Annotated in this window: 17 protein-coding genes; 9 read left to right on the top strand and 8 right to left on the bottom strand. The window is 66.1% G+C overall.

From position 1 onward, the window contains the following. Positions 1-13: 13 nt before the first annotated feature. From coaBC to E9536_RS25790, 4 genes are all read right to left on the bottom strand, one after another. Positions 14-1,225, bottom strand: a complete 1,212-nt coding sequence (coaBC, locus tag E9536_RS25805; protein ID WP_059697759.1) for a bifunctional phosphopantothenoylcysteine decarboxylase/phosphopantothenate--cysteine ligase CoaBC — start codon at positions 1,223-1,225, stop codon at positions 14-16. 67 nt (positions 1,226-1,292) lie between these two features. Continuing rightward, positions 1,293-1,793, bottom strand: coding sequence for a signal peptidase II (gene lspA, locus E9536_RS25800; protein ID WP_021160743.1), 501 nt, complete (start codon positions 1,791-1,793; stop codon positions 1,293-1,295). Positions 1,794-1,795: 2 nt separating this feature from the next. Beyond that, positions 1,796-4,633, bottom strand: coding sequence for an isoleucine--tRNA ligase (ileS, locus tag E9536_RS25795; protein WP_060086421.1), 2,838 nt, complete (start codon positions 4,631-4,633; stop codon positions 1,796-1,798). 102 nt (positions 4,634-4,735) lie between these two features. Beyond that, positions 4,736-5,728, bottom strand: a complete 993-nt coding sequence (locus E9536_RS25790; RefSeq protein WP_059686577.1) for a bifunctional riboflavin kinase/FAD synthetase — start codon at positions 5,726-5,728, stop codon at positions 4,736-4,738. A 122-nt stretch (positions 5,729-5,850) separates the two neighbouring features. Here E9536_RS25790 and purN point away from each other — a divergent pair, with 122 nt between their 5' ends. The 6 genes from purN to nadC all read left to right on the top strand — a co-directional run bounded on the left by purN (position 5,851) and on the right by nadC (position 12,941). Then, positions 5,851-6,513 (top strand): phosphoribosylglycinamide formyltransferase, encoded by a 663-nt coding sequence (gene purN, locus E9536_RS25785; RefSeq protein ID WP_021160746.1) that lies wholly within the window; start codon positions 5,851-5,853, stop codon positions 6,511-6,513. After that, positions 6,510-7,775, top strand: a complete 1,266-nt coding sequence (locus tag E9536_RS25780; protein ID WP_021160747.1) for an RsmB/NOP family class I SAM-dependent RNA methyltransferase — start codon at positions 6,510-6,512, stop codon at positions 7,773-7,775. Before purN ends, E9536_RS25780 begins: the two co-directional genes overlap by 4 nt. An 18-nt stretch (positions 7,776-7,793) precedes the next feature. Then, a complete protein-coding gene (locus E9536_RS25775) occupies positions 7,794-9,158 on the top strand; it encodes a mechanosensitive ion channel domain-containing protein (RefSeq protein WP_060206965.1) in 1,365 nt (454 codons plus the stop codon). 221 nt (positions 9,159-9,379) lie between these two features. Then, complete coding sequence (locus E9536_RS25770) at positions 9,380-10,573, top strand: acyl-CoA desaturase (protein ID WP_027786669.1); 1,194 nt, start codon at positions 9,380-9,382, stop codon at positions 10,571-10,573. A gap of 350 nt (positions 10,574-10,923) precedes the next feature. Next, positions 10,924-12,060, top strand: coding sequence for a quinolinate synthase NadA (nadA, locus tag E9536_RS25765; protein ID WP_021160750.1), 1,137 nt, complete (start codon positions 10,924-10,926; stop codon positions 12,058-12,060). Next, on the top strand, positions 12,057-12,941 hold the full coding sequence (gene nadC / locus E9536_RS25760; RefSeq protein WP_136471110.1) for a carboxylating nicotinate-nucleotide diphosphorylase: 885 nt from the start codon (positions 12,057-12,059) through the stop codon (positions 12,939-12,941). Before nadA ends, nadC begins: the two co-directional genes overlap by 4 nt. A gap of 91 nt (positions 12,942-13,032) precedes the next feature. Here the strand turns inward: nadC and nadB are convergent, their stop codons facing one another. From nadB to radC, 4 genes are all read right to left on the bottom strand, one after another. Then, positions 13,033-14,619, bottom strand: coding sequence for an L-aspartate oxidase (nadB, locus tag E9536_RS25755; protein ID WP_027786671.1), 1,587 nt, complete (start codon positions 14,617-14,619; stop codon positions 13,033-13,035). A 160-nt stretch (positions 14,620-14,779) separates the two neighbouring features. Next, positions 14,780-14,947, bottom strand: a complete 168-nt coding sequence (gene rpmG, locus E9536_RS25750) for a 50S ribosomal protein L33 (protein ID WP_006478046.1) — start codon at positions 14,945-14,947, stop codon at positions 14,780-14,782. A 17-nt stretch (positions 14,948-14,964) separates the two neighbouring features. After that, positions 14,965-15,198 carry a 50S ribosomal protein L28 gene (gene rpmB, locus E9536_RS25745; RefSeq protein ID WP_004186391.1) on the bottom strand — a complete coding sequence of 78 codons (234 nt, stop codon included), beginning with the start codon at positions 15,196-15,198 and terminating at the stop codon, positions 14,965-14,967. Between the two features lie 237 nt (positions 15,199-15,435). Beyond that, complete coding sequence (gene radC / locus E9536_RS25740) at positions 15,436-16,209, bottom strand: DNA repair protein RadC (protein ID WP_124534904.1); 774 nt, start codon at positions 16,207-16,209, stop codon at positions 15,436-15,438. 135 nt (positions 16,210-16,344) lie between these two features. Between radC and E9536_RS25735 the strand changes: the two genes are divergently transcribed. From E9536_RS25735 to E9536_RS25725, 3 genes are all read left to right on the top strand, one after another. After that, complete coding sequence (locus E9536_RS25735) at positions 16,345-16,800, top strand: peptidylprolyl isomerase (RefSeq protein WP_027786673.1); 456 nt, start codon at positions 16,345-16,347, stop codon at positions 16,798-16,800. Between the two features lie 2 nt (positions 16,801-16,802). Continuing rightward, positions 16,803-17,783, top strand: coding sequence for a 4-hydroxy-3-methylbut-2-enyl diphosphate reductase (gene ispH / locus E9536_RS25730; RefSeq protein ID WP_021160756.1), 981 nt, complete (start codon positions 16,803-16,805; stop codon positions 17,781-17,783). Positions 17,784-17,987: 204 nt separating this feature from the next. Next, positions 17,988-18,731, top strand: coding sequence for an amino acid-binding protein (locus E9536_RS25725; RefSeq protein WP_230947263.1), 744 nt, complete (start codon positions 17,988-17,990; stop codon positions 18,729-18,731). Positions 18,732-18,868 lie beyond the last annotated feature (137 nt).

The following is an 18,868-nucleotide window of genomic DNA, read 5'->3' as shown; positions in this document are numbered from 1 at the left end:
GCCGCGCGGGAGATCAGATCAGGCGGTTGTCGGGCAGGCGTTTCGCGATTTCCGCGACGAGCGTGTGCGCGAGTTCGTCTTTCGGTGCGCGTGGCAGGCGCGTGAGGCCGGCGGCCTCGAACAGCACGACTTCGTTGTCGTCGCGGCCGAACGTCAGCGGGCCGAGGTTGCCGACGAGCAGCGGCACGTTCTTGCGTTTGCGCTTCTCGTCGCCGTGCACGTCGAGGTCGCCGCTTTCGGCCGCGAACCCGACGCAGTACGGCGGATCGGGCAGCGCCGCGACGGACGCGAGGATGTCCGGGTTCTCGACGAACGCGAGTGCGGGCATCTTGCGGTCGGCCGTCTTCTTCATCTTGTGCTCGGCCGGCTGGGCGACGCGCCAGTCGGCGACCGCGGCCACCGCGATGAAGATGTCGGCGTCGTTCACGGCATGCATCACCGCGTCGTACATCTGCTGGGCCGTCTGCACGTCCTGCCGGTAGACGCCCCACGGCGTGTCGAGCGCGACCGGCCCCGCGACGAGATGCACATCGGCGCCGGCCTGCTGCGCGGCGCGCGCGAGCGCGAAGCCCATCTTGCCGCTCGAGCGGTTCGTGAGGCCGCGTACCGGGTCGAGCGGCTCGAACGTCGGGCCGGCCGTGATCAGCACGCGCCGGTGCGCGAGCACCTTCGGCGCGAAGTGCGCGACGATCGCTTCATAGATCGCCTCGGGCTCGAGCATGCGGCCGTCGCCGACTTCGCCGCACGCCTGCGCACCCGAATCCGGGCCGAGCACCGACACGCCGTCCGCGCGCAGTTGCGCGGCATTGCGTTGCGTGGCCGGGTTCTGCCACATCTGGCGGTTCATCGCGGGGACGACGAGCAGCGGGCAATCGCGCGCGACGCACAGCGTCGACAGCAGGTCGTCCGCGAACCCGTGCGCGAGCTTCGCGAGGAAATCCGTCGACGCGGGCGCGATCACGATCGCGTCGGCTTCGCGCGACAGGTCGATGTGCGCCATGTTGTTGTCGATGCGCGCGTCCCATTGGCTCGTATAGACGGGCCGGCCCGACAGCGCCTGCATCGTGACGGGCGTGATGAACTGGGTAGCGGCTTCGGTCATCGCGACCTGCACGGTCGCGCCTGCCTTCACGAGCAGCCGCGTGAGCTCGGCGATCTTGTAGCAGGCGATGCCGCCCGTCAGGCCGAGAACGAGGTGTTTTCCTGCGAGTTCTGCTTGTGCCAACTCAGGCCTCCAAGGGTCGAACGGAACGGCCGGCGCGAAGCCGACCGTCGACGCCGAGTATGCGCGCTTAGCGCGAGCCGCGCACGCGACGCAGTTCGTCGTAGATCAGCAGCACCGCGCCGATCGTGATCGCGGAATCGGCGAGGTTGAACGCCGGGAAGTGCCAGGCGCCGAGGTGGAAATCGAGGAAGTCGATCACGTGGCCGTAGACGAGCCGGTCGATCACGTTGCCGAGCGCGCCGCCGAGGATCAGCGCGAGCGACACGCTGAACAGCCGCTGGTGGCCGTGGCGCTTCAGCAGGAAGCAGATCACGAGCGTCGCGCCGATGCCGAGCGCGGTGAACGCCCAGCGCTGCCAGCCGCTCGCGGTCGACAGGAAGCCGAACGCGGCGCCGCGGTTGTACACCAGCACGAGGTTGAAGAACGACGTCAGCGCATGCTGCGCGCCGTACACGAACGTTTTCAGGATCGCGATCTTCGACAGCTGGTCGAACAGGATCACGATCAGCGAAATGCCGAGCCAGGGCGCAAGCGCGCCGCTGGCCGGTTTCGAGAGGGTTTTCGCCATATTCAAGCAGCGCTCCGGATTTCGCCGTTTTCGAACAGGTTGGAGAAGCAGCGGCCGCACAGCGTCGGGTGATCGGCGTGCGCGCCGACATCTTCGCGGTAGTGCCAGCAGCGTTCGCACTTCTGGTACTTCGACGCTGCGACGTCGACGCTTTCCTGCGCTTCGTCGTCGACCTTGACGACCGTCGCGGCCGACGTGATCAGCACGAACTTGAGATCATCGCCGAGGCTCGTGAGCGCGTCGTAGCGTGCGCCGCTCGCATGCACGGCGACTTCGGCCTGCAGCGACGAACCGATGCGGTTCGCGGTGCGCGCTTCCTCGAGCGCCTTCGTCACGTTGCCGCGCACGTCGCGCAGCAGCGCCCACTTCTCGATCAGCGCGGCCGAGCCGGCGACTTCCGGATACGCGTAGTAGGTTTCCGTGAAGATCGTGTCGCTGGCCGGCTGGAACACCTTCCACGCTTCTTCCGCCGTGAACGACAGGAACGGCGCGAGCACGCGCAGCAGGCCGTGCGTGAGGTGGTACAGCGCGGTCTGCGCGGAGCGGCGCGCGCGCGAATCGGCCGCGCTCGTGTACAGGCGGTCCTTCAGCACGTCGAGGTAGAAGCCGCCGAGATCTTCCGAGCAGTACGTCTGCAGCTTCGCGACGACCGGGTGGAATTCGTACTTCTCGTAGTGGCCGAGCAGTTCCGTCTGCAGTTGCTGCGAGAACGCGACCGCATAACGGTCGATCTCGAGCCATTCGTCGACGGGCACCGCGTGCTGCGCGAAGTCGAAGTCCGACAGGTTCGCGAGCAGGAAGCGCAGCGTGTTGCGGATGCGGCGATAGCCTTCGGTCACGCGCTTCAGGATTTCCTCGGAGATCGCGAGCTCGCCCGAATAGTCGGTCGATGCGATCCACAGGCGGATGATTTCCGCGCCGAGGCGGTTCGCGACTTCATGCGGATCGATGCCGTTGCCGAGCGACTTGCTCATCTTGCGGCCTTCGCCGTCGACCGTGAAGCCGTGCGTGAGCAGGCCCTTGTACGGCGCGCGGCCGTCGATCATCGATGCGGTCAGCAGCGACGAATGGAACCAGCCGCGGTGCTGGTCCGAGCCTTCGAGGTAGAGGTCGGCCGGGAACTGCAGCTGATCCTTGTGCGAGCCGCGCAGCACGTGCCAGTGCGTCGTGCCCGAGTCGAACCACACGTCGAGCGTGTCGCGGTTCTTTTCGTACAGGTTCGCGTCGTCGCCGATCAGCTCGCGCGGGTCGAGCGTCTGCCAGGCTTCGATACCCGACTGCTCGACGCGCTTCGCGACTTCCTCGAGCAGTTCGAGCGTGCGCGGGTGCAGCTCGCCGGTTTCCTTGTGCACGAAGAACGCCATCGGCACGCCCCATTGGCGCTGGCGCGACAGCGTCCAGTCGGGACGGTTCGCGATCATGCTGAACAGGCGCTGCTTGCCCCACGACGGGTAGAACGCGGTGGCGTCGATGCCTTCGAGCGCGGTTTCGCGCAGCGTCTTGCCGCCGTCGCGCGGCGTCACGTCCATGCCGGCGAACCACTGCGACGTCGCGCGGTAAATGATCGCCGTCTTGTGACGCCAGCAGTGCATGTAGCTGTGCTTGTAGTGCTCGCTGCGCAGCAGCGAGCCGGCCTCGCGCAGCGCGTCGACGACCTTCGGGTTCGCGTCCCAGATCGACAGGCCGCCGAACAGCGGCAGCGATTCGATGTAACGACCGTCGCCCATCACCGGGTTGATGATGTCCGAGTCGGTCATCCCGTGCGCCTTGCACGACTGGAAGTCCTCGATGCCGTATGCGGGCGACGAGTGCACGACGCCAGTACCGGTGTCGGTCGTCACGTAGTCGCCGAGGTAGACGGGCGCGGTGCGCTTGTAGCCGGGGTGGGCCGATGCGAGCGGGTGGTGGAAGCGCAGGTTCGCGAGCTTCACGCCCGGCGCGGTCGCGACGACGCGGCCGGTCAGCTTGAAGTCGGTCATGCAGGCTTCGACACGTTCTTCCGCGATGATCAGCAGCCCGCGCTCGGTGTCGACCAGCGCGTAGACGATTTCCGGATGGAGGTTCAGCGCCTGGTTCGCGGGGATCGTCCACGGCGTGGTGGTCCAGATCACGATGCCGCCGTCGGCGCGCGGCAGCGCCGGCAGGCCGAACGCCTGCGCGGTCTTTTCCGGTTCCGCGAACGCAAACATCACGTCGATCGTCGGGTCGGTGCGGTCCTTGTACTCGACTTCCGCTTCCGCGAGCGCCGAGCCGCAGTCGAAGCACCAGTTCACCGGCTTCAGCCCGCGATACACGTAACCCTTCTCGATGATCTTGCCGAGCGCGCGAATCTCTTCCGCCTCGTTGACGAAGTTCATCGTCTTGTACGGGTTGGCCCAGTCGCCGAGCACGCCGAGACGCTTGAAGCCGACCTTCTGCTTCTCGATCTGCTCGGTCGCGTACGCGCGCGCCTTGCTCATCACTTCGGCCGCCGGCAGCGACTTGCCGAACTGCTTCTCGATCTGGATCTCGATCGGCATCCCGTGGCAATCCCAGCCGGGCACGTACGGTGCGTCGAAGCCGGCCATGTTGCGCGACTTGACGACGATGTCCTTCAGGATCTTGTTGACGGCGTGGCCGAGGTGGATGTCGCCGTTCGCATACGGCGGGCCGTCGTGCAGGATGAACTTCGGCCGGCCCTTGCTGGCCGCGCGGATCTTCTCGTAGAGGCCGCGTTCTTCCCATTCCTTGACCCACTGCGGTTCGCGCTTGGGCAGGTCGCCGCGCATCGGGAACGGCGTGTCGAGCAGGTTGACCGGATACTTGGCCTGCGGTTTCGAATCGGCTTTCTTGTTGCTCATGATGGGATCGCTATCTAAATCGGGAGACGCGCGAGCGTCGTGAATCGGGGATGCGCGCGAGTGAGCGGCGCGAGGGTGCGGCGCCAGGCGCCGCCGTCCGGATCAGCTAATTCGGTCGGTGGCCGACGTCGAGAAGCCCGTGGCGCGGCTGCCCGGCGCACGGTCACGCTCGATGAAGTACGCGCGCGCATTCGCGACGTCCAGCGCGATCGCGCGCGACAGCGCCTCGAGATCGTCGAATTTCGCTTCGTCGCGCAGCTTTTTCAGGAATTCGACGCGGATGAGCTTGCCGTACGCGTCGCCGTGCCAGTCGAGCAGGTGGACTTCGAGCAGCACGCGGCCGGAATCGTCGACGGTCGGGCGCAGCCCGAGGCTCGCGACGCCCGGCAGCGGGGTGGGGCCGAGGCCGTGCACCTGCACGACGAAGATGCCCGCGAGCGCCGGACGCTTGTGCGCGATCGGCAGGTTCAGCGTCGGGAAGCCGAGGTCGCGGCCGAGCTTCAGCCCGTGCGCGACGTGGCCGCTGATCGCATAGCCGTGGCCGAGCGCCTGCGCGGCCGCGTCGAGATCGCCCGCGGCGAGCGCGGCGCGCACGCCCGAGCTGGAGATGCGCGTGCCGTCGCTGCCCGCGACCGTACCCATTTGCTCGACCTCGAAGCCGTACTGTTCGCCAGCCGCCTTCAGCGTGTCGAAGGTGCCCGCGCGCTTCGCGCCGTAGCAGAAATCGTCGCCGACCATCATCCAGCGCGTGTGCAGCCCGCCGACCAGCGTGCGTTCGACGAACGCCTGCGGCGACTGGCTCGCGAACGTGTGGTTGAAGTGCTCGACGACGACGCGGTCGACACCGTGGTCGCGCAGCGCCTCGAGCTTGTCGCGCAGCATCGCGATGCGCGGCGGCGCGCCGGCGGGGTTGAAGAATTCTCGCGGGTGCGGCTCGAACGTCATCACGCACACGGGCAGGCCGCGCGCGTCCGCTGCCGCGCGCACGCGCGCGAGCAGGGCCTGGTGGCCGCGATGGACACCGTCGAAGTTGCCGATCGTCAGCGCGCACGGGGCGCGGCTCTCGGCGTTGGGCAGGCCGCGGAAGACTTTCACGATAGCGGATGCAGCGTCGGGGAATGGGCGGTGGGATGCCGCAAAGCAGAAGATTATAAACGTTCGGGCGGGCCGGCGGCCGAGAAGGCGGGAAAGGCGGGGGCGAATGGTAAAATTCGCGGATGAAAAAACTCGTGATCCTGATTTCCGGTCGCGGCAGCAACATGGAGGCCATCGTCCGCGCGTGCGCGCAGGAACGCTGGCCGGCCGAGATTGCCGCCGTGATCGCCAACCGGCCCGACGCGGCCGGACTGGCTTTTGCCGCGTCGCACGGGGTGGCGACGGCGGTGGTCGACCACCGCTCGTTCGACGGCCGCGACAGCTTCGACGCGGCGCTCGCCGCCGAGATCGACCGGTTCGCGCCCGATCTCGTCGTCCTCGCCGGCTTCATGCGCATCCTCACGCCCGCATTCGTCAGACGATACGAAGGCCGGTTGCTGAACATCCATCCGTCGCTGCTGCCGAGCTTCAAGGGCATCCACACGCATCAGCAGGCGCTCGACGCGGGTGTCGCGCTGCATGGCGCGAGCGTGCATTTCGTCATCCCCGAGCTCGACAGCGGCGCGATCGTCGCACAGGGCGCGGTGCCCGTGCGCGCGGGCGACGACGCGGCGGCGCTCGCGCAGCGCGTGCTCGCGGTCGAGCATGTGCTGTATCCGCGCGCGGTGCGCTGGTTCATCGAGGGCCGTTTGCGCCTCGAGAACGGCCGCGCAGTGGTGGCGCCGGAAGAGGCGCGCTGGATTTTCGCGGATCAACCGCATACCGAAACGAGTGAGGGCGTATGAAGCTGCACGGATTCCTGATCGGCCAGACCGAGACTTTGCTGGCCGAGGTGCTGAAGTTCGCCGGCCCCGCCGACGCGACGACGAGCCGGTTCTTCCGCGCGCACCCGAAGCTCGGGCACGCGGAGCGCGGCGTGATCGCCGAGGCGGTGTTCGCGGTGCTGCGCCGGAAAATGGAGTTTTCACACCTCGCCGAGAGCGGCACCGGGACACCGGCACGACGCCTCACGCTGCTCGGCCTGATGCAGACGGTCGGCCGCAATGCGCTGAAGCCGTTCCTGTCGGACACCGAGTCGGCCTGGCTCGAGCACGTGTCGAAAATCGACCCGGCGAGCCTGCCCGTGCGCATTCGCACGAACCTGCCCGACTGGATTCACCAGGCGCTGTCGGCCCGTTTCGACGCCGACGAGCTCGCGCAGCTTGCCGCCGCGCTGAACTATCCGGCGCCGCTCGACCTGCGTGCCAACGCGCAGAAGGCGAGCCGCGACCAGGTCATCGACGGGCTGCGCGCGAGCGGCATCGACGCGGGCGCGACCCCGTTCGCACCGTTTGGCGTGCGCGTGGTCGGCAAGCCGGCGCTGACGCGCCTGAAGCTGTTCGAGGAAGGCGCGATCGAGGTGCAGGACGAAGGCAGCCAGCTGCTGTGTTCGCTGGTCGCGCCGCGCCGCGGCGAGATGGTCGTCGATTTCTGCGCGGGCGCGGGCGGCAAGACGCTCGCGCTGGGCGCGATGATGCGCTCGACCGGACGCCTCTATGCGTTCGACGTGTCGGAGAAGCGCCTCGCGAAGCTGAAGCCGCGCCTCGCGCGCAGCGGGCTGTCGAACGTGAACCCGGTGCTGATCGACAGCGAGCACGATGCGAAGATCAAGCGGCTCGCCGGCAAGATCGACCGCGTGCTGGTCGACGCGCCGTGCAGCGGCCTCGGCACGCTGCGTCGCAATCCGGACCTGAAGTGGCGCCAGACGCGCACCGCGATCGATGAACTCACGCCGAAGCAGGCGTCGATCCTCGCGAGCGCCGCGCGTCTGGTGAAGAAGGGCGGCCGGCTCGTCTACGCCACCTGCAGCGTGCTCGACGCCGAGAACGAACGTATCGTCGAGCAGTTCCTGGCCGACCATCCCGAGTTCGTGCTGGTGCCGGCGCAGAAGGTGCTGGATGACCAGCGCATCGCGCTCGAGACCGGCGACTACCTGTCGTTGTGGCCGCACCGTCACGCAACCGACGGCTTCTTCGCCGCCGTCCTCGAACGGCGCGCTGCGCAATAACGACCGCCCGGACTGACGATGGAAAACCTGCAGAGCCGCCTGCTGTCGCACCGGCTGGAATCGGTCATTCGTGACTTCCACCAGCCGGTGATGATCTGGCAGGCGGCGATCCTCGTCGGCGCGCTGTGTTTCGCATGGGTGACCGCGCGCTTCGTGCACGGCCGCATCGATGCACGCCGCCGGGCGGCCGGCCGCGCACCCGGCGCGGGCGCGCAAAGCCTGAAGCGCGCGCTGTTCCCGTTGTTCGGCAGCGTCTTCGTCGGCGCCGCGCAGCTCGCGTTCGACCCGTTCATGTCGACGTCGCTGCTGTCGCTGGCGCTCGTGCCGCTGTTCGGCATCGGGCTGATCTACGTGCTGTTCTTCTTCGCGCGGCGCGTGTTCGCGCGCGACGGCCACACGCATGCGTGGCTGTCGATCGTCGAGAAGATCGTGTCGACCGTCGTGTGGGCCGCGATGGTGCTGACCGTGCTGGGCATTCAGCGCGACGTGCTGGGCTGGCTCGACAGCGTGCAGTTCCGCGTCGCCAACGCGCACCTCACGCTGCTGTCGGTGATTTCCGGCGCGCTGTGGGTATGCGTGACGCTGATGGTCGCGATGTGGCTGGGCTCGGTGCTCGAGGATCGCCTCACGCGCGCAAGCACGCTCGACGCGAACCTGAAGGTCGTGCTGTCGCGGGTCGGCCGCGCGCTGCTGGTATTCGCGGCGATCCTGATTGGGCTGTCGCTGGTCGGCATCGACGTGACGGTGCTCGGCGTGTTCGGCGGCGCGGTGGGTGTCGGCCTCGGTTTCGGGCTGCAGAAGATCGCCAGCAACTACGTGTCGGGCTTCATCATCCTGCTCGACCGCTCGCTGCGGCTCGGCGACGCGATCAGCGTCGGCGGGCTGCAGGGCGTCGTCACGCAGATTCGCACGCGCTACACGGTCGTGCGCGGCCTCGACGGCAACGAGACGCTGATTCCGAACGAGAAGCTGATCACCGACGTCGTGCAGAACCAGTCGTCGTACCTGACGCGCGGCTACGCGAAGGTTGCGGTGCAGGTCGCGTACACCAGCGATGTCGAGCACGCGCTCGTGTTGCTCGCCGATGCGGCCAGGGACGTGCCGCGCGTGCTGGCGGAGCCGGCTCCGACCCCGTATCTGGTGAGTTTCGGTGCGGACGGGATCGACCTGGAGCTCGGTTTCTGGATCGAGGATTCGGCGAAAGGCACGTCCGGCGTGCGTTCGACCGTGAACCGCAATATCTGGCGGCTGTTCAGCGAGCACGGGATTTCGATCCCGTTCCCGCAGCGCGAAGTGCGGGTCGTGGGGCTGCCCGACGGCTTTTCTGCCGCCGGCGTGGCGGCCGGCAACGGCGCGGCGGACGGGCGGGCGCCGGCTGCGTAGCGCAAGCCGGTCGCCAAATGTATCGACCCCGCGGTCGGAACCGGATCGCGGGCCGTTCCAAGTCCGCCCATGGACTGCGCCTGTTGCGTCAGGGCAAGAAAATGTTCATTTTTTACAAAGACTTGGAACGGTTGAAGTAAAATTCTGGTCTACACGCGGTATGCTTTCATTTTTCTGACGCTTGGCGCGGGCCGGCGTCGCTCTCATCACAGGTAACTGCCTTGTTGAATTCCCTGCTCGATTTTCTTTCCCACGGGCTCCTGCATTTTTCGTGGTGGCAGGTCGCGCTGTTCGCGCTCGCCGTCACGCACGTCACGATCATCGGCGTGACGGTCTACCTGCACCGCTGCCAGGCGCATCGCGCACTCGAGCTGCATCCGATCGCGAGCCACTTCTTCCGCCTCTGGCTGTGGATGACGACCGGCATGCTGACGGGCCAGTGGGCCGCGATTCACCGCAAGCACCATGCGAAGTGCGAGACCGAGGAAGATCCGCACAGCCCGCAGACGCGCGGCATCTGGAAGGTGTTCCTCGAGGGCGCCGAACTGTATCGCGCGGAAGCGAAGAATGAAGAGACGATGCGCAAGTTCAGCCACGGCACGCCGAACGACTGGATCGAACGCAATATCTACTCGAAGTACCCGATCCTCGGCGTGAGTCTGATGATGGTGATCGACGTCGCGCTGTTCGGCGTGCTCGGCCTGACCGTCTGGGCCGTGCAGATGGTCTGGATTCCGTTCTGGGCGGCTGGCGTCGTCAACGGCTTCGGTCACTTCTGGGGTTATCGCAACTTCAACTCGGCCGACGCGAGCACGAACCTGTTCCCGTGGGGCATCGTGATCGGCGGCGAAGAGCTGCACAACAACCACCACACGTTCGCGACGTCGGCGAAGCTGTCGAACAAGTGGTACGAGTTCGACATCGGCTGGATGTACATCCGCATCATGTCGGCATTCGGTCTCGCGAAGGTGAAGAAGGTCGCACCGACGCCGCGCCTGAACAAGCCGAAGACGGTGCTCGACCAGGAAACGCTGCAGGCCGTGCTGTCGAACCGCTACGAAGTGATGGCGCGCTACGGCAAGGCCGTGAAGCGCGCATACCGCCAGGAGCTCGCGCACCTGAAGGAAATCGGCGGCGAGAAGTACCAGCTGATGCGCGGTGCGCGCAAGTGGTTCCACAAGGATGCCGACGGCCTCGACGAGCCGCAGAAGAAGCTGCTGCCGGAAATCTTCGCGAACAGCCAGAAGCTGCACACGTACTTCCAGCTCCGCCAGGATCTGGCCGCGATCTGGGATCGTTCGACCGCGTCGCGCGAACAGCTTCTCGCACAATTGCAGGATTGGTGCCATCGCGCAGAACAAAGCGGCATCAAGGCGCTGCAGGAATTCGCGACGCGCCTGCGCCGCTACGCCTGATTCGAAATCGATTAGAATCTAAGGACGTCAAAAACCCCGCGTTGGCGGGGTTTTTTATTTGGGCTTCCGGTTTTTGAAGGTGATCGGCAGGGCCGGATTTGTATGAGGCTTGGGGCAGCGGCGAATGGTTGCCCCTGGGGTGAGCACAGGGGTGAGGCCGGAGGGGGCGCCAAGGCGCTGATGCTGGTCGACCGCGAAGCATGGATCGAAGTAAGCGCCAAAGCACTAACTTGGATCGACTGCGAAGCATGGATCGAAGTAAGCGCCAAAGCACTAACTTGGATCGACCGCGAAGCATGGGATCCAAGTAAGCGCTAAAGCGCTAACTTGGATCGACAGGAGATATGGAGATGCAATCGACGATCAAACCCGTCGAATACGATCGGCCCGTCGCAGCAGGGACCGTTTGCGGCGTGGGGCAGGCATGGGCCAAGGTGCCCGACGCACCGTCCGCCGAAGAGCGCGCTGCACTGAAGGCACGTATCAAGGCGCTGCTCGTGCGTGAAAAGGCCGTCCTGGTCGCGCACTACTACGTCGACGCCGAATTGCAGGAACTGGCCGACGAAACGGGCGGCTGTGTCGCCGACTCGCTCGAAATGGCCCGCTTCGGCCGCGATCACGACGCGCAGACGCTGGTCGTCGCCGGCGTGCGCTTCATGGGCGAAACCGCGAAGATCCTGAGCCCGAACAAGCGGATCCTGATGCCCGACCTCGATGCGACCTGCTCGCTCGACCTCGGCTGCCCGGTCGACGAATTCTCGGCGTTTTGCGATGCGCATCCCGACCGTACCGTCGTCGTCTACGCGAATACCAGCGCCGCCGTGAAGGCGCGCGCGGACTGGATGGTCACGTCGTCGATCGGCCTCGAGATCGTGGCCGACCTGCATGCGCGCGGCGAGAAGATCATCTGGGCGCCGGATCGCCATCTCGGCAGCTACATCCAGAAGAAAACCGGCGCGGACATGCTGTTGTGGCAAGGCTCGTGCCTCGTCCACGACGAGTTCAAGGGCATCGAACTCGACCTGCTGCGCGCCGAGTATCCGGACGCGAAGGTGCTCGTCCACCCCGAATCGCCGGAAAATGTCGTCGCACAGGCGGACGTCGTCGGCTCGACGACGCAATTGATCGACGCAGCCGTGAAGTTCGACGCGACGCGCTTCATCGTCGCGACCGATCTCGGCATCCTGCACAAGATGCAGCTTGCGGCGCCCGGCAAGACCTTCATCGCCGCACCGACGGCCGGCAACAGCGCAACCTGCAAGAGCTGCGCGCATTGCCCGTGGATGGCGATGAACGGCCTCGCGAACCTCGCCGACGTGCTCGAACGCGGTCACAACGAGATCTTCGTCGATCCCGCGATCGGCGAGCGTGCACGTCTGCCGATCGACCGGATGCTCGATTTCGCAGCGGCGCACAAGAAGCGCGTGCAGGCGAGCGGCGATCTGCAGCGCGACCAGCAACTGTTTGCGAACGTGGGGGCTGCATGACGAACGCAGCCGTATCCCCGCTGTTCGACGTCGTCCGCGAGCAATACGGCGCGGCATTCGACGATGCGATCACGCGCAACGTGGCCGATGCGATCGCGGAAGACGTCGGCACGGGCGACCAGACCGGGCGGCTCGTGCCGGCCGGCGGGCGTCGCCGGGCGCGCATCATCGTGCGCGAGGGCGCCGTGCTGTGCGGCGTACCGTGGTTCGAGGCCGTGATTGCACGAATCGATCCGGCGATCGTCGTGGAATGGCGCTATCGCGAAGGCGACCGGATGACGCCCGATTCGACCGTCTGCGAACTCGAAGGGCCGGCGCGTGCACTGCTGACGGCCGAGCGCAACGGACTGAACTTCCTGCAATTGCTGTCGGGTGTCGCGACTGCGACGCGCCGGTACGTCGAGCGCGTCGAAGGCACGCGCACGAAGATCCTCGACACGCGCAAGACGCTGCCGGGCCTGCGGCTCGCGCAGAAATACGCTGTGCGTGTCGGCGGCGGCGAGAACCAGCGTCTCGCGCTGTATGACGGCATCCTGATCAAGGAGAACCACATCGCAGCGGCAGGCGGTGTCGGCGAGGCACTCGACGCGGCGTTCGCGCTGGAGTCGGGCGTGCCCGTGCAGGTCGAAGTCGAGACGCTCGCGCAACTCGATACGGCGCTCGCGCATCGCGCTCAGTCGGTGCTGCTCGACAACTTCACGCTCGACATGATGCGTGAAGCGGTGCGTGTCGCGAACGGCAAGGCTGTGCTCGAAGTGTCGGGTGGCGTCAATTTCGATACGGTGCGTGCGTTCGCGGAAACGGGTGTCGACCGTATCTCGATCGGCGCGCTGACGAAGGACGTGCGCGCGACGGACTATTCGATGCGTATCGTCGACTGACCGCGCGACATACCGTCTGACGAAAAAAAGCCGCTGGCGCGCAAACGCCAGCGGCTTTTTTCGTGGGCCGCAGCCGGGAACGGCGTGGCGGTCAGCGGCGCGAGCGGGGCGTGAGCACGCTCGGCAGCGCCTTCGGCAGCGTGTGCGGCCAGTCGCGGCTGTAGTGCAGCCCGCGGCTTTCGCGGCGCGAGTACGCGCTTTTCACGATCAGTGTCGCCACGTCGACGAGGTTGCGCAGTTCGAGCAGGTCGCGCGTCACGCGGAAGTTCGCGTAGTACTCCTGGATCTCGTCGCGCAGCAGCGACAGCCGGTGCTTCGCGCGTTCGAGACGCTTGTCGGTACGCACGATGCCGACGTAGTTCCACATCAGGCGGCGCAGCTCGTCCCAGTTGTGCGCAACGACGACTTCCTCGTCCGCATCCGACACGCGGCTTTCGTCCCACGCGGGCAGCGTGGCGGGCGTTTCGGCATCGAAGCCGGCCGCCTCGATCGCGTCGGCCGCCGCGCGGCCGATCACGAGACATTCGAGCAGCGAGTTGCTCGCGAGCCGGTTTGCACCGTGGAGCCCGGTGTACGACGTTTCGCCGACCGCATACAGGCCCGCGAGATCGGTGCGCCCGGCGAGATCGGTGACGACGCCGCCGCACGTGTAGTGGGCGGCCGGCACGACGGGAATCGGCTGCTTCGCGATATCGATGCCGAATTCGAGGCAGCGCGCGTGGATCGTCGGGAAGTGCTCGCGCAGGAACGCTTCTGGCTGGTGGCTGATGTCGAGATACACGCAGTCGATCCCGCGCTTCTTGATCTCGAAGTCGATCGCGCGTGCGACGATGTCGCGCGGTGCGAGTTCGGCGCGCGGATCGTGCGCGGGCATGAAGCGCGTACCGTCGGGCAGCTTCAGCAGGCCGCCTTCGCCGCGCACGGCTTCCGAGATCAGGAACGACTTTGCATAGGGATGGAACAGGCAGGTCGGGTGGAACTGGATGAATTCCATGTTGGACACGCGGCAGCCCGCGCGCCACGCCATCGCGATGCCGTCGCCGGTCGCGGTGTCGGGGTTCGTCGTATACAGGTAGACCTTGCCGGCGCCGCCGGTCGCGAGCACCGTATGCGGCGCCTCGATCGTGATCGTGCGGTCGTTGTCGACGTCGAGCGCATACAGGCCGTGACAGCGGCGGCCGGGCAGGCCGAGGCGATCCGACGTGATCAGGTCGATCGCGTGGTGGTTTTCGAAGAACGTAATGTTCGGATGCTGGCGCGCCCGCGCCGACAGCGTCGCGAGCACCGCGTGGCCGGTCGCGTCGGCCGCGTGGATGATCCGGCGGTGGCTGTGGCCGCCTTCGCGCGTGAGGTGGAAGCCGAGCTCGGCTGCGTCGTCCTTCGTGAACGGCACGCCCTGGGAGATCAGCCATTCGATCGCTTCGCGGCCGTGCTCGACGATGTAGCGCGTCGCGCCTTCGTCGCACAGCCCGCCGCCGGCGACCAGCGTGTCGTCGACGTGGTTCTCGATGCTGTCCGCCGAATCGAGGACGGCCGCGATGCCGCCTTGCGCGTTATCGCTTGCTCCCTCCATCATCGAACGTTTCGCGATCAGCGCGACACGTCGCGTGCTGGCCAGGTTGAGTGCGACCGACAGCCCTGCCAGGCCGCTGCCGACGATCGCCACGTCGAATTTCATGCTGCATCTCCATCGTTACGCTTTTGATCTTGTGCGTTCCGGCGGCCGCAGCCGCGGAAAGGGGAGAGCATACCGCGTCGCGCCGGAGCGTGCGCGCAAAACAAAAAGCCCCGCATGTGCGGGGCTTTTCGGTCGCCGTCAGGCTGGCAGAAACCGGAGATTACTTGATCTTGGTTTCTTTGTATTCCACATGCTTGCGGACGACGGGATCAAACTTCTTGATCGCCATCTTTTCCGGCATGTTGCGCTTGTTCTTCGTGGTCGTGTAGAAGTGACCCGTACCAGCGGTCGACTCGAGCTTGATCTTGTCGCGTGCGCCTTTTGCCATGATTGTGCTCCTTGGGCTTAGGCTTCGCCGCGTGCGCGCAGGTCAGCGAGCACGGAATCGATGCCGTTCTTGTCGATCAGGCGCAGGCCGGCGTTCGAGACGCGCAGGCGCACCCAGCGGTTTTCGCTCTCCACCCAGAACCGGCGGTTTTGCAGGTTCGGCAGGAAGCGGCGCTTCGTCTTGTTGTTGGCGTGGGAAACGTTGTTGCCGCTCATCGGCGCTTTCCCAGTTACTTGGCATACGCGTGCCATGAGAGCACTCCTAATACGCTAAATTCGGGGTTCGATCGCCGATGAAGGTTCCATCGTACCGCCACGTGATCCATGGCTGCACTCAGAACGCCGAAGCCCTTACAGACAAGGCCCTTCGATGGCTAGAACTGGTTGGAAAAAAGACAGACGGCGATTCTAGCAGAAAAAGTTCAGAAAAATCAAACCTAATTTCGCATCGCCGTTGCGGCGCCCTCAGGCGGGCCGCAACCGCACAGTCTACAGCCAACCGGCCCGTGCGAACGAAAAAGTATCACTGGTGCCGATGACGACGTGATCGAGCAGCTGAACGTCGACGAGCGCGAGCGCGTCGTGCAGCACGCGGGTCAGGCGCCGATCCTCCGCGCTCGGCTGTACCGCGCCGGACGGATGGTTGTGCGCGACGATCAGCGCCGCGGCGTTGTGCACCATCGCGCGGCGTACGATCTCGCGCGGGTAGACGGCCATGCGCGTCAGCGAGCCGCGCGTGATTTCCTCGGTGTCGATCAGGCCATGGCGCGCGTCGAGGTAGACCGCGGCGAACACTTCGTGCGGGCGCGCACCGATCTTCATCCGCAGATAGTCCTCGACCGCGCCGGGCGAATCGATCAGCCTCTTCTCGCGCGCTTTCTCCTTCAGCACGCGCCGCGCGATCTCGGTGACCGCAACCAGCCGCGCGGAGCGCGCGGGGCCGATGCCGGGGTGCGCCTCGAAATCGTCGGCGGTTGCCTCGAGCAGCCCGCGCAACGTCTTGAACTGCCCGACCAGCGCGCGGGCCGTGACGAACACGTCGTGCCCCGGCTTGCCGGTGCCGAGCAGCAGGGCGATCAGTTCGTCGTCGGTCAGCGCGGCCGACCCGCGCTCCAGCAATCGCTCGCGCGGCCGCTCGGGCCGCCAGTCGCGCGGGCGGCGCTTGCGCCGGCGGATCGGGAGGCCGCGGCCGGGCGGAGCGGCAGGCAGATCGGCGGTGTCGCGGCATTCGACGGGCGACGGGGTGAGGCAGGGTGACAGCATGCTCGAAACTCCATTGGCGGCGGGCGGTGTGCGCGACGTCGTCGCACTTTCCGCCTTGCGCGCTCAGGTGACTTACAATATTGGCTTTGCGCCGGGCCTTTCGGCCGTATCGGGCGCCGACCGAACGAGTAATTCATGAGCCTCATCGATCTATCCGAAGTGAAGCCCGGTTCCCACGTCACGTTGCATTACCGGCTGGCACTGGCCGACGGCGCCGACATCGTCAACACCTTCACCGACAAGCCGGCCACGCTGCTGCTCGGCGCGGGGCAACTGGCGCCGTCGCTGGAACAGATTCTGATCGGGCTCAGGGTCGGCGACCATTCGACTTTTCAGCTAACGCCCGAACAGGGGTTCGGTCCCCGCAATCCCGACATGCTCCAGCGCGTCACGCTGTCGACGCTGCGCGAGAACGGGATGGTCGGCGACGATTTCACGCCGGGCGAACTGATCGAGTTCAATGCGCCGGACGGCGGCCGGTACGCGGGGGTGCTGAAGGAAGTCAGCGAAACCTCGGCACTGTTCGACTTCAATCATCCGCTCGCGGGCCAAGCGCTCACGTTCGAAGTGAAAATCATCGGAATCCTGTAATCATGAGCACCACCGATACGCTGTCCGGGCAGACCGTCGCAGCCGACGCCGAAATCCTGTTGGCCCAGCCGCGCGGTTTTTGCGCGGGTGTCGATCGCGCGATCGAGATCGTCGAGCGCGCAATCGCGATGCACGGTGCGCCGATCTACGTTCGTCACGAAATCGTCCACAACAAGTACGTGGTCGAGGATCTGAAGAAGAAAGGCGCGATCTTCGTCGAGGAACTCGAGGAAGTGCCGGCCGGCAATACCGTGATCTTCAGTGCGCACGGCGTGTCGAAGGCCGTGCGCGACGAGGCCGACGTGCGCGGGTTGCGCATTTACGACGCAACCTGCCCGCTCGTCACGAAGGTGCACGTCGAAGTGGCGAAGATGCGCCAGGACGGCGTCGACATCGTGATGATCGGCCACAAGGGCCATCCGGAAGTCGAAGGCACGATGGGGCAGGTCGAACGCGGCATGCATCTCGTCGAGAGCGTCGAGGACGTGCAGAAGCTCGAGCTCGCCGATCCCGAGCGCATCGCGCTCGTCACGCAGACGACGCTGTCCGTCGACGATGCAGCCGAGATCATCGGCGCGTTGAAGGCCAAGTATCCGAAAATCCGCGAGCCGAAGAAGCAGGACATCTGCTACGCGACGCAGAACCGCCAGGACGCAGTGAAGTTCATGGCGCCGCAATGCGACGTCGTGATCGTCGTCGGCAGCCCGAACAGCTCGAATTCGAGCCGCCTGCGCGAAGTGGCCGAGAAGCGCGGCGTGGACGCCTACATGGTCGATGCACCCGACCAGATCGACCCGGCATGGGTCGCGGGCAAGCGCCGCATCGGCGTGACGGCCGGCGCGTCGGCACCCGAAGTGCTCGCCCAGGCCGTGATCGCGCGCCTGCGCGAGCTCGGTGTGCGCAACGTCCGCGCGCTCGAAGGCATCGAGGAAAACGTGTCGTTTCCGCTGCCGCGCGGGTTGAACCTGCCGCCCGCCGCGTGATTGACGCAGCGCACCTGCGGACACACCGAAGCGCGCCTCCCGGCGCGCTTTTTTTTACCCGTCGGAATTGCAATCGCAACCATTCTCCGCATTCATGGTGCAACCGGGTTGCTCCTGTCGTTTTCAAGCGTCTCTCAAAATTGGTTGCAATGCAGGAAAACCCCATCGAATCAGGATTATTGGCGTCCTATAAATGGAGTTACAATGCGCCCGTTTTCAGGCCTGAATGGCTTTGAAATCGGGTTTTGGCAAGGCGCGGGAGACCATTCGATGCATGTGAAGTTGGCTTACGCCGTGTCCGTCGCCGCACCGGTTGCAATGCTTGCCGGCTGCAGCAAAAAGAGCGACGGCGGGGCGGGGAGGGAGGCTGCGGTGTTCGCGGCACCGCCGGCCAGCGGCGTGCGCGTCGCCGGAACCGTTCGTGCGGCACCGTTCGCGTGCCGCATCGCGCAATTGGGCAAGGACAAGGAAAACGGGGCACGTTTGGCGATCGAGGAAATCAACGCGCTTGGCCTGGCGAACGGTCAGGCAGCGGGCACGCAGGTTGCAATGCAGCAAGCCGCCGGTCGTGGCGTGACAGCGACCGTGCGCGCCGATCGACGCAGGCCGGCCATGGTGCCCGGCGCTGCGGGCAGCGTGCCGATGTCGCCGGCCCCCTTTCATTTCGATTCGACGAAACAGCGCGTTGCCGCGAGCAATGGTGTCGCGGCGCGCGGCCTGATTCGTACGATGGATTCCGACGCAGTCCTGACGAATGTCGGGCACGGCGTTCGCGGTGCCTCGCGGGGCGGCGCGACACGGAATCCGATCTGCCCGGATGCGGGGCTCGCCTCGCACCGGACGGGAAAAGGCACGGATGCCGGGCAACCGGACGATGGCCGTCTCGGCATGCTGCCCTACGACTTCAAGGAGGCCACGAACACCGTCCTCGATGTCGTGACGATTTAGCGACGGGACTCATGACGGCACCGGAACAGTGCGGTGCCGTTTCTGTATCCGCTCCGGCGGCAAGTCCGGCCGTACAGGCCGGGCGGCGCGCGCCGGGACGATCCACCCTTACCGGTATCGACTAGTACCCGCAGTGT

It is taken from the genome of Burkholderia sp. LS-044 (genome assembly GCF_004803625.1).
Taxonomy (GTDB): domain Bacteria; phylum Pseudomonadota; class Gammaproteobacteria; order Burkholderiales; family Burkholderiaceae; genus Burkholderia; species Burkholderia cepacia.
The sequence above is the reverse complement of the archived record's forward strand: the minus strand, read 5'-3'. Positions and strand labels throughout refer to the sequence as shown.

Excerpts from the sequence above, each read along its gene's own strand:
- lspA (WP_021160743.1), bottom strand. The coding sequence starts at position 1,793 with ATGGCGAAAACCCTCTCGAAACCGGCCAGCGGCGCGCTTGCGCCCTGG.
- ileS (WP_060086421.1), bottom strand. The coding sequence starts at position 4,633 with ATGAGCAACAAGAAAGCCGATTCGAAACCGCAGGCCAAGTATCCGGTC.
- purN (WP_021160746.1), top strand. The coding sequence starts at position 5,851 with ATGAAAAAACTCGTGATCCTGATTTCCGGTCGCGGCAGCAACATGGAG.
- E9536_RS25780 (WP_021160747.1), top strand. The coding sequence starts at position 6,510 with ATGAAGCTGCACGGATTCCTGATCGGCCAGACCGAGACTTTGCTGGCC.
- E9536_RS25775 (WP_060206965.1), top strand. The coding sequence starts at position 7,794 with ATGGAAAACCTGCAGAGCCGCCTGCTGTCGCACCGGCTGGAATCGGTC.
- nadA (WP_021160750.1), top strand. The coding sequence starts at position 10,924 with ATGCAATCGACGATCAAACCCGTCGAATACGATCGGCCCGTCGCAGCA.
- nadC (WP_136471110.1), top strand. The coding sequence starts at position 12,057 with ATGACGAACGCAGCCGTATCCCCGCTGTTCGACGTCGTCCGCGAGCAA.
- nadB (WP_027786671.1), bottom strand. The coding sequence starts at position 14,619 with ATGAAATTCGACGTGGCGATCGTCGGCAGCGGCCTGGCAGGGCTGTCG.
- rpmG (WP_006478046.1), bottom strand. The coding sequence starts at position 14,947 with ATGGCAAAAGGCGCACGCGACAAGATCAAGCTCGAGTCGACCGCTGGT.
- rpmB (WP_004186391.1), bottom strand. The coding sequence starts at position 15,198 with ATGGCACGCGTATGCCAAGTAACTGGGAAAGCGCCGATGAGCGGCAAC.
- radC (WP_124534904.1), bottom strand. The coding sequence starts at position 16,209 with ATGCTGTCACCCTGCCTCACCCCGTCGCCCGTCGAATGCCGCGACACC.
- E9536_RS25735 (WP_027786673.1), top strand. The coding sequence starts at position 16,345 with ATGAGCCTCATCGATCTATCCGAAGTGAAGCCCGGTTCCCACGTCACG.
- ispH (WP_021160756.1), top strand. The coding sequence starts at position 16,803 with ATGAGCACCACCGATACGCTGTCCGGGCAGACCGTCGCAGCCGACGCC.
- E9536_RS25725 (WP_230947263.1), top strand. The coding sequence starts at position 17,988 with ATGCGCCCGTTTTCAGGCCTGAATGGCTTTGAAATCGGGTTTTGGCAA.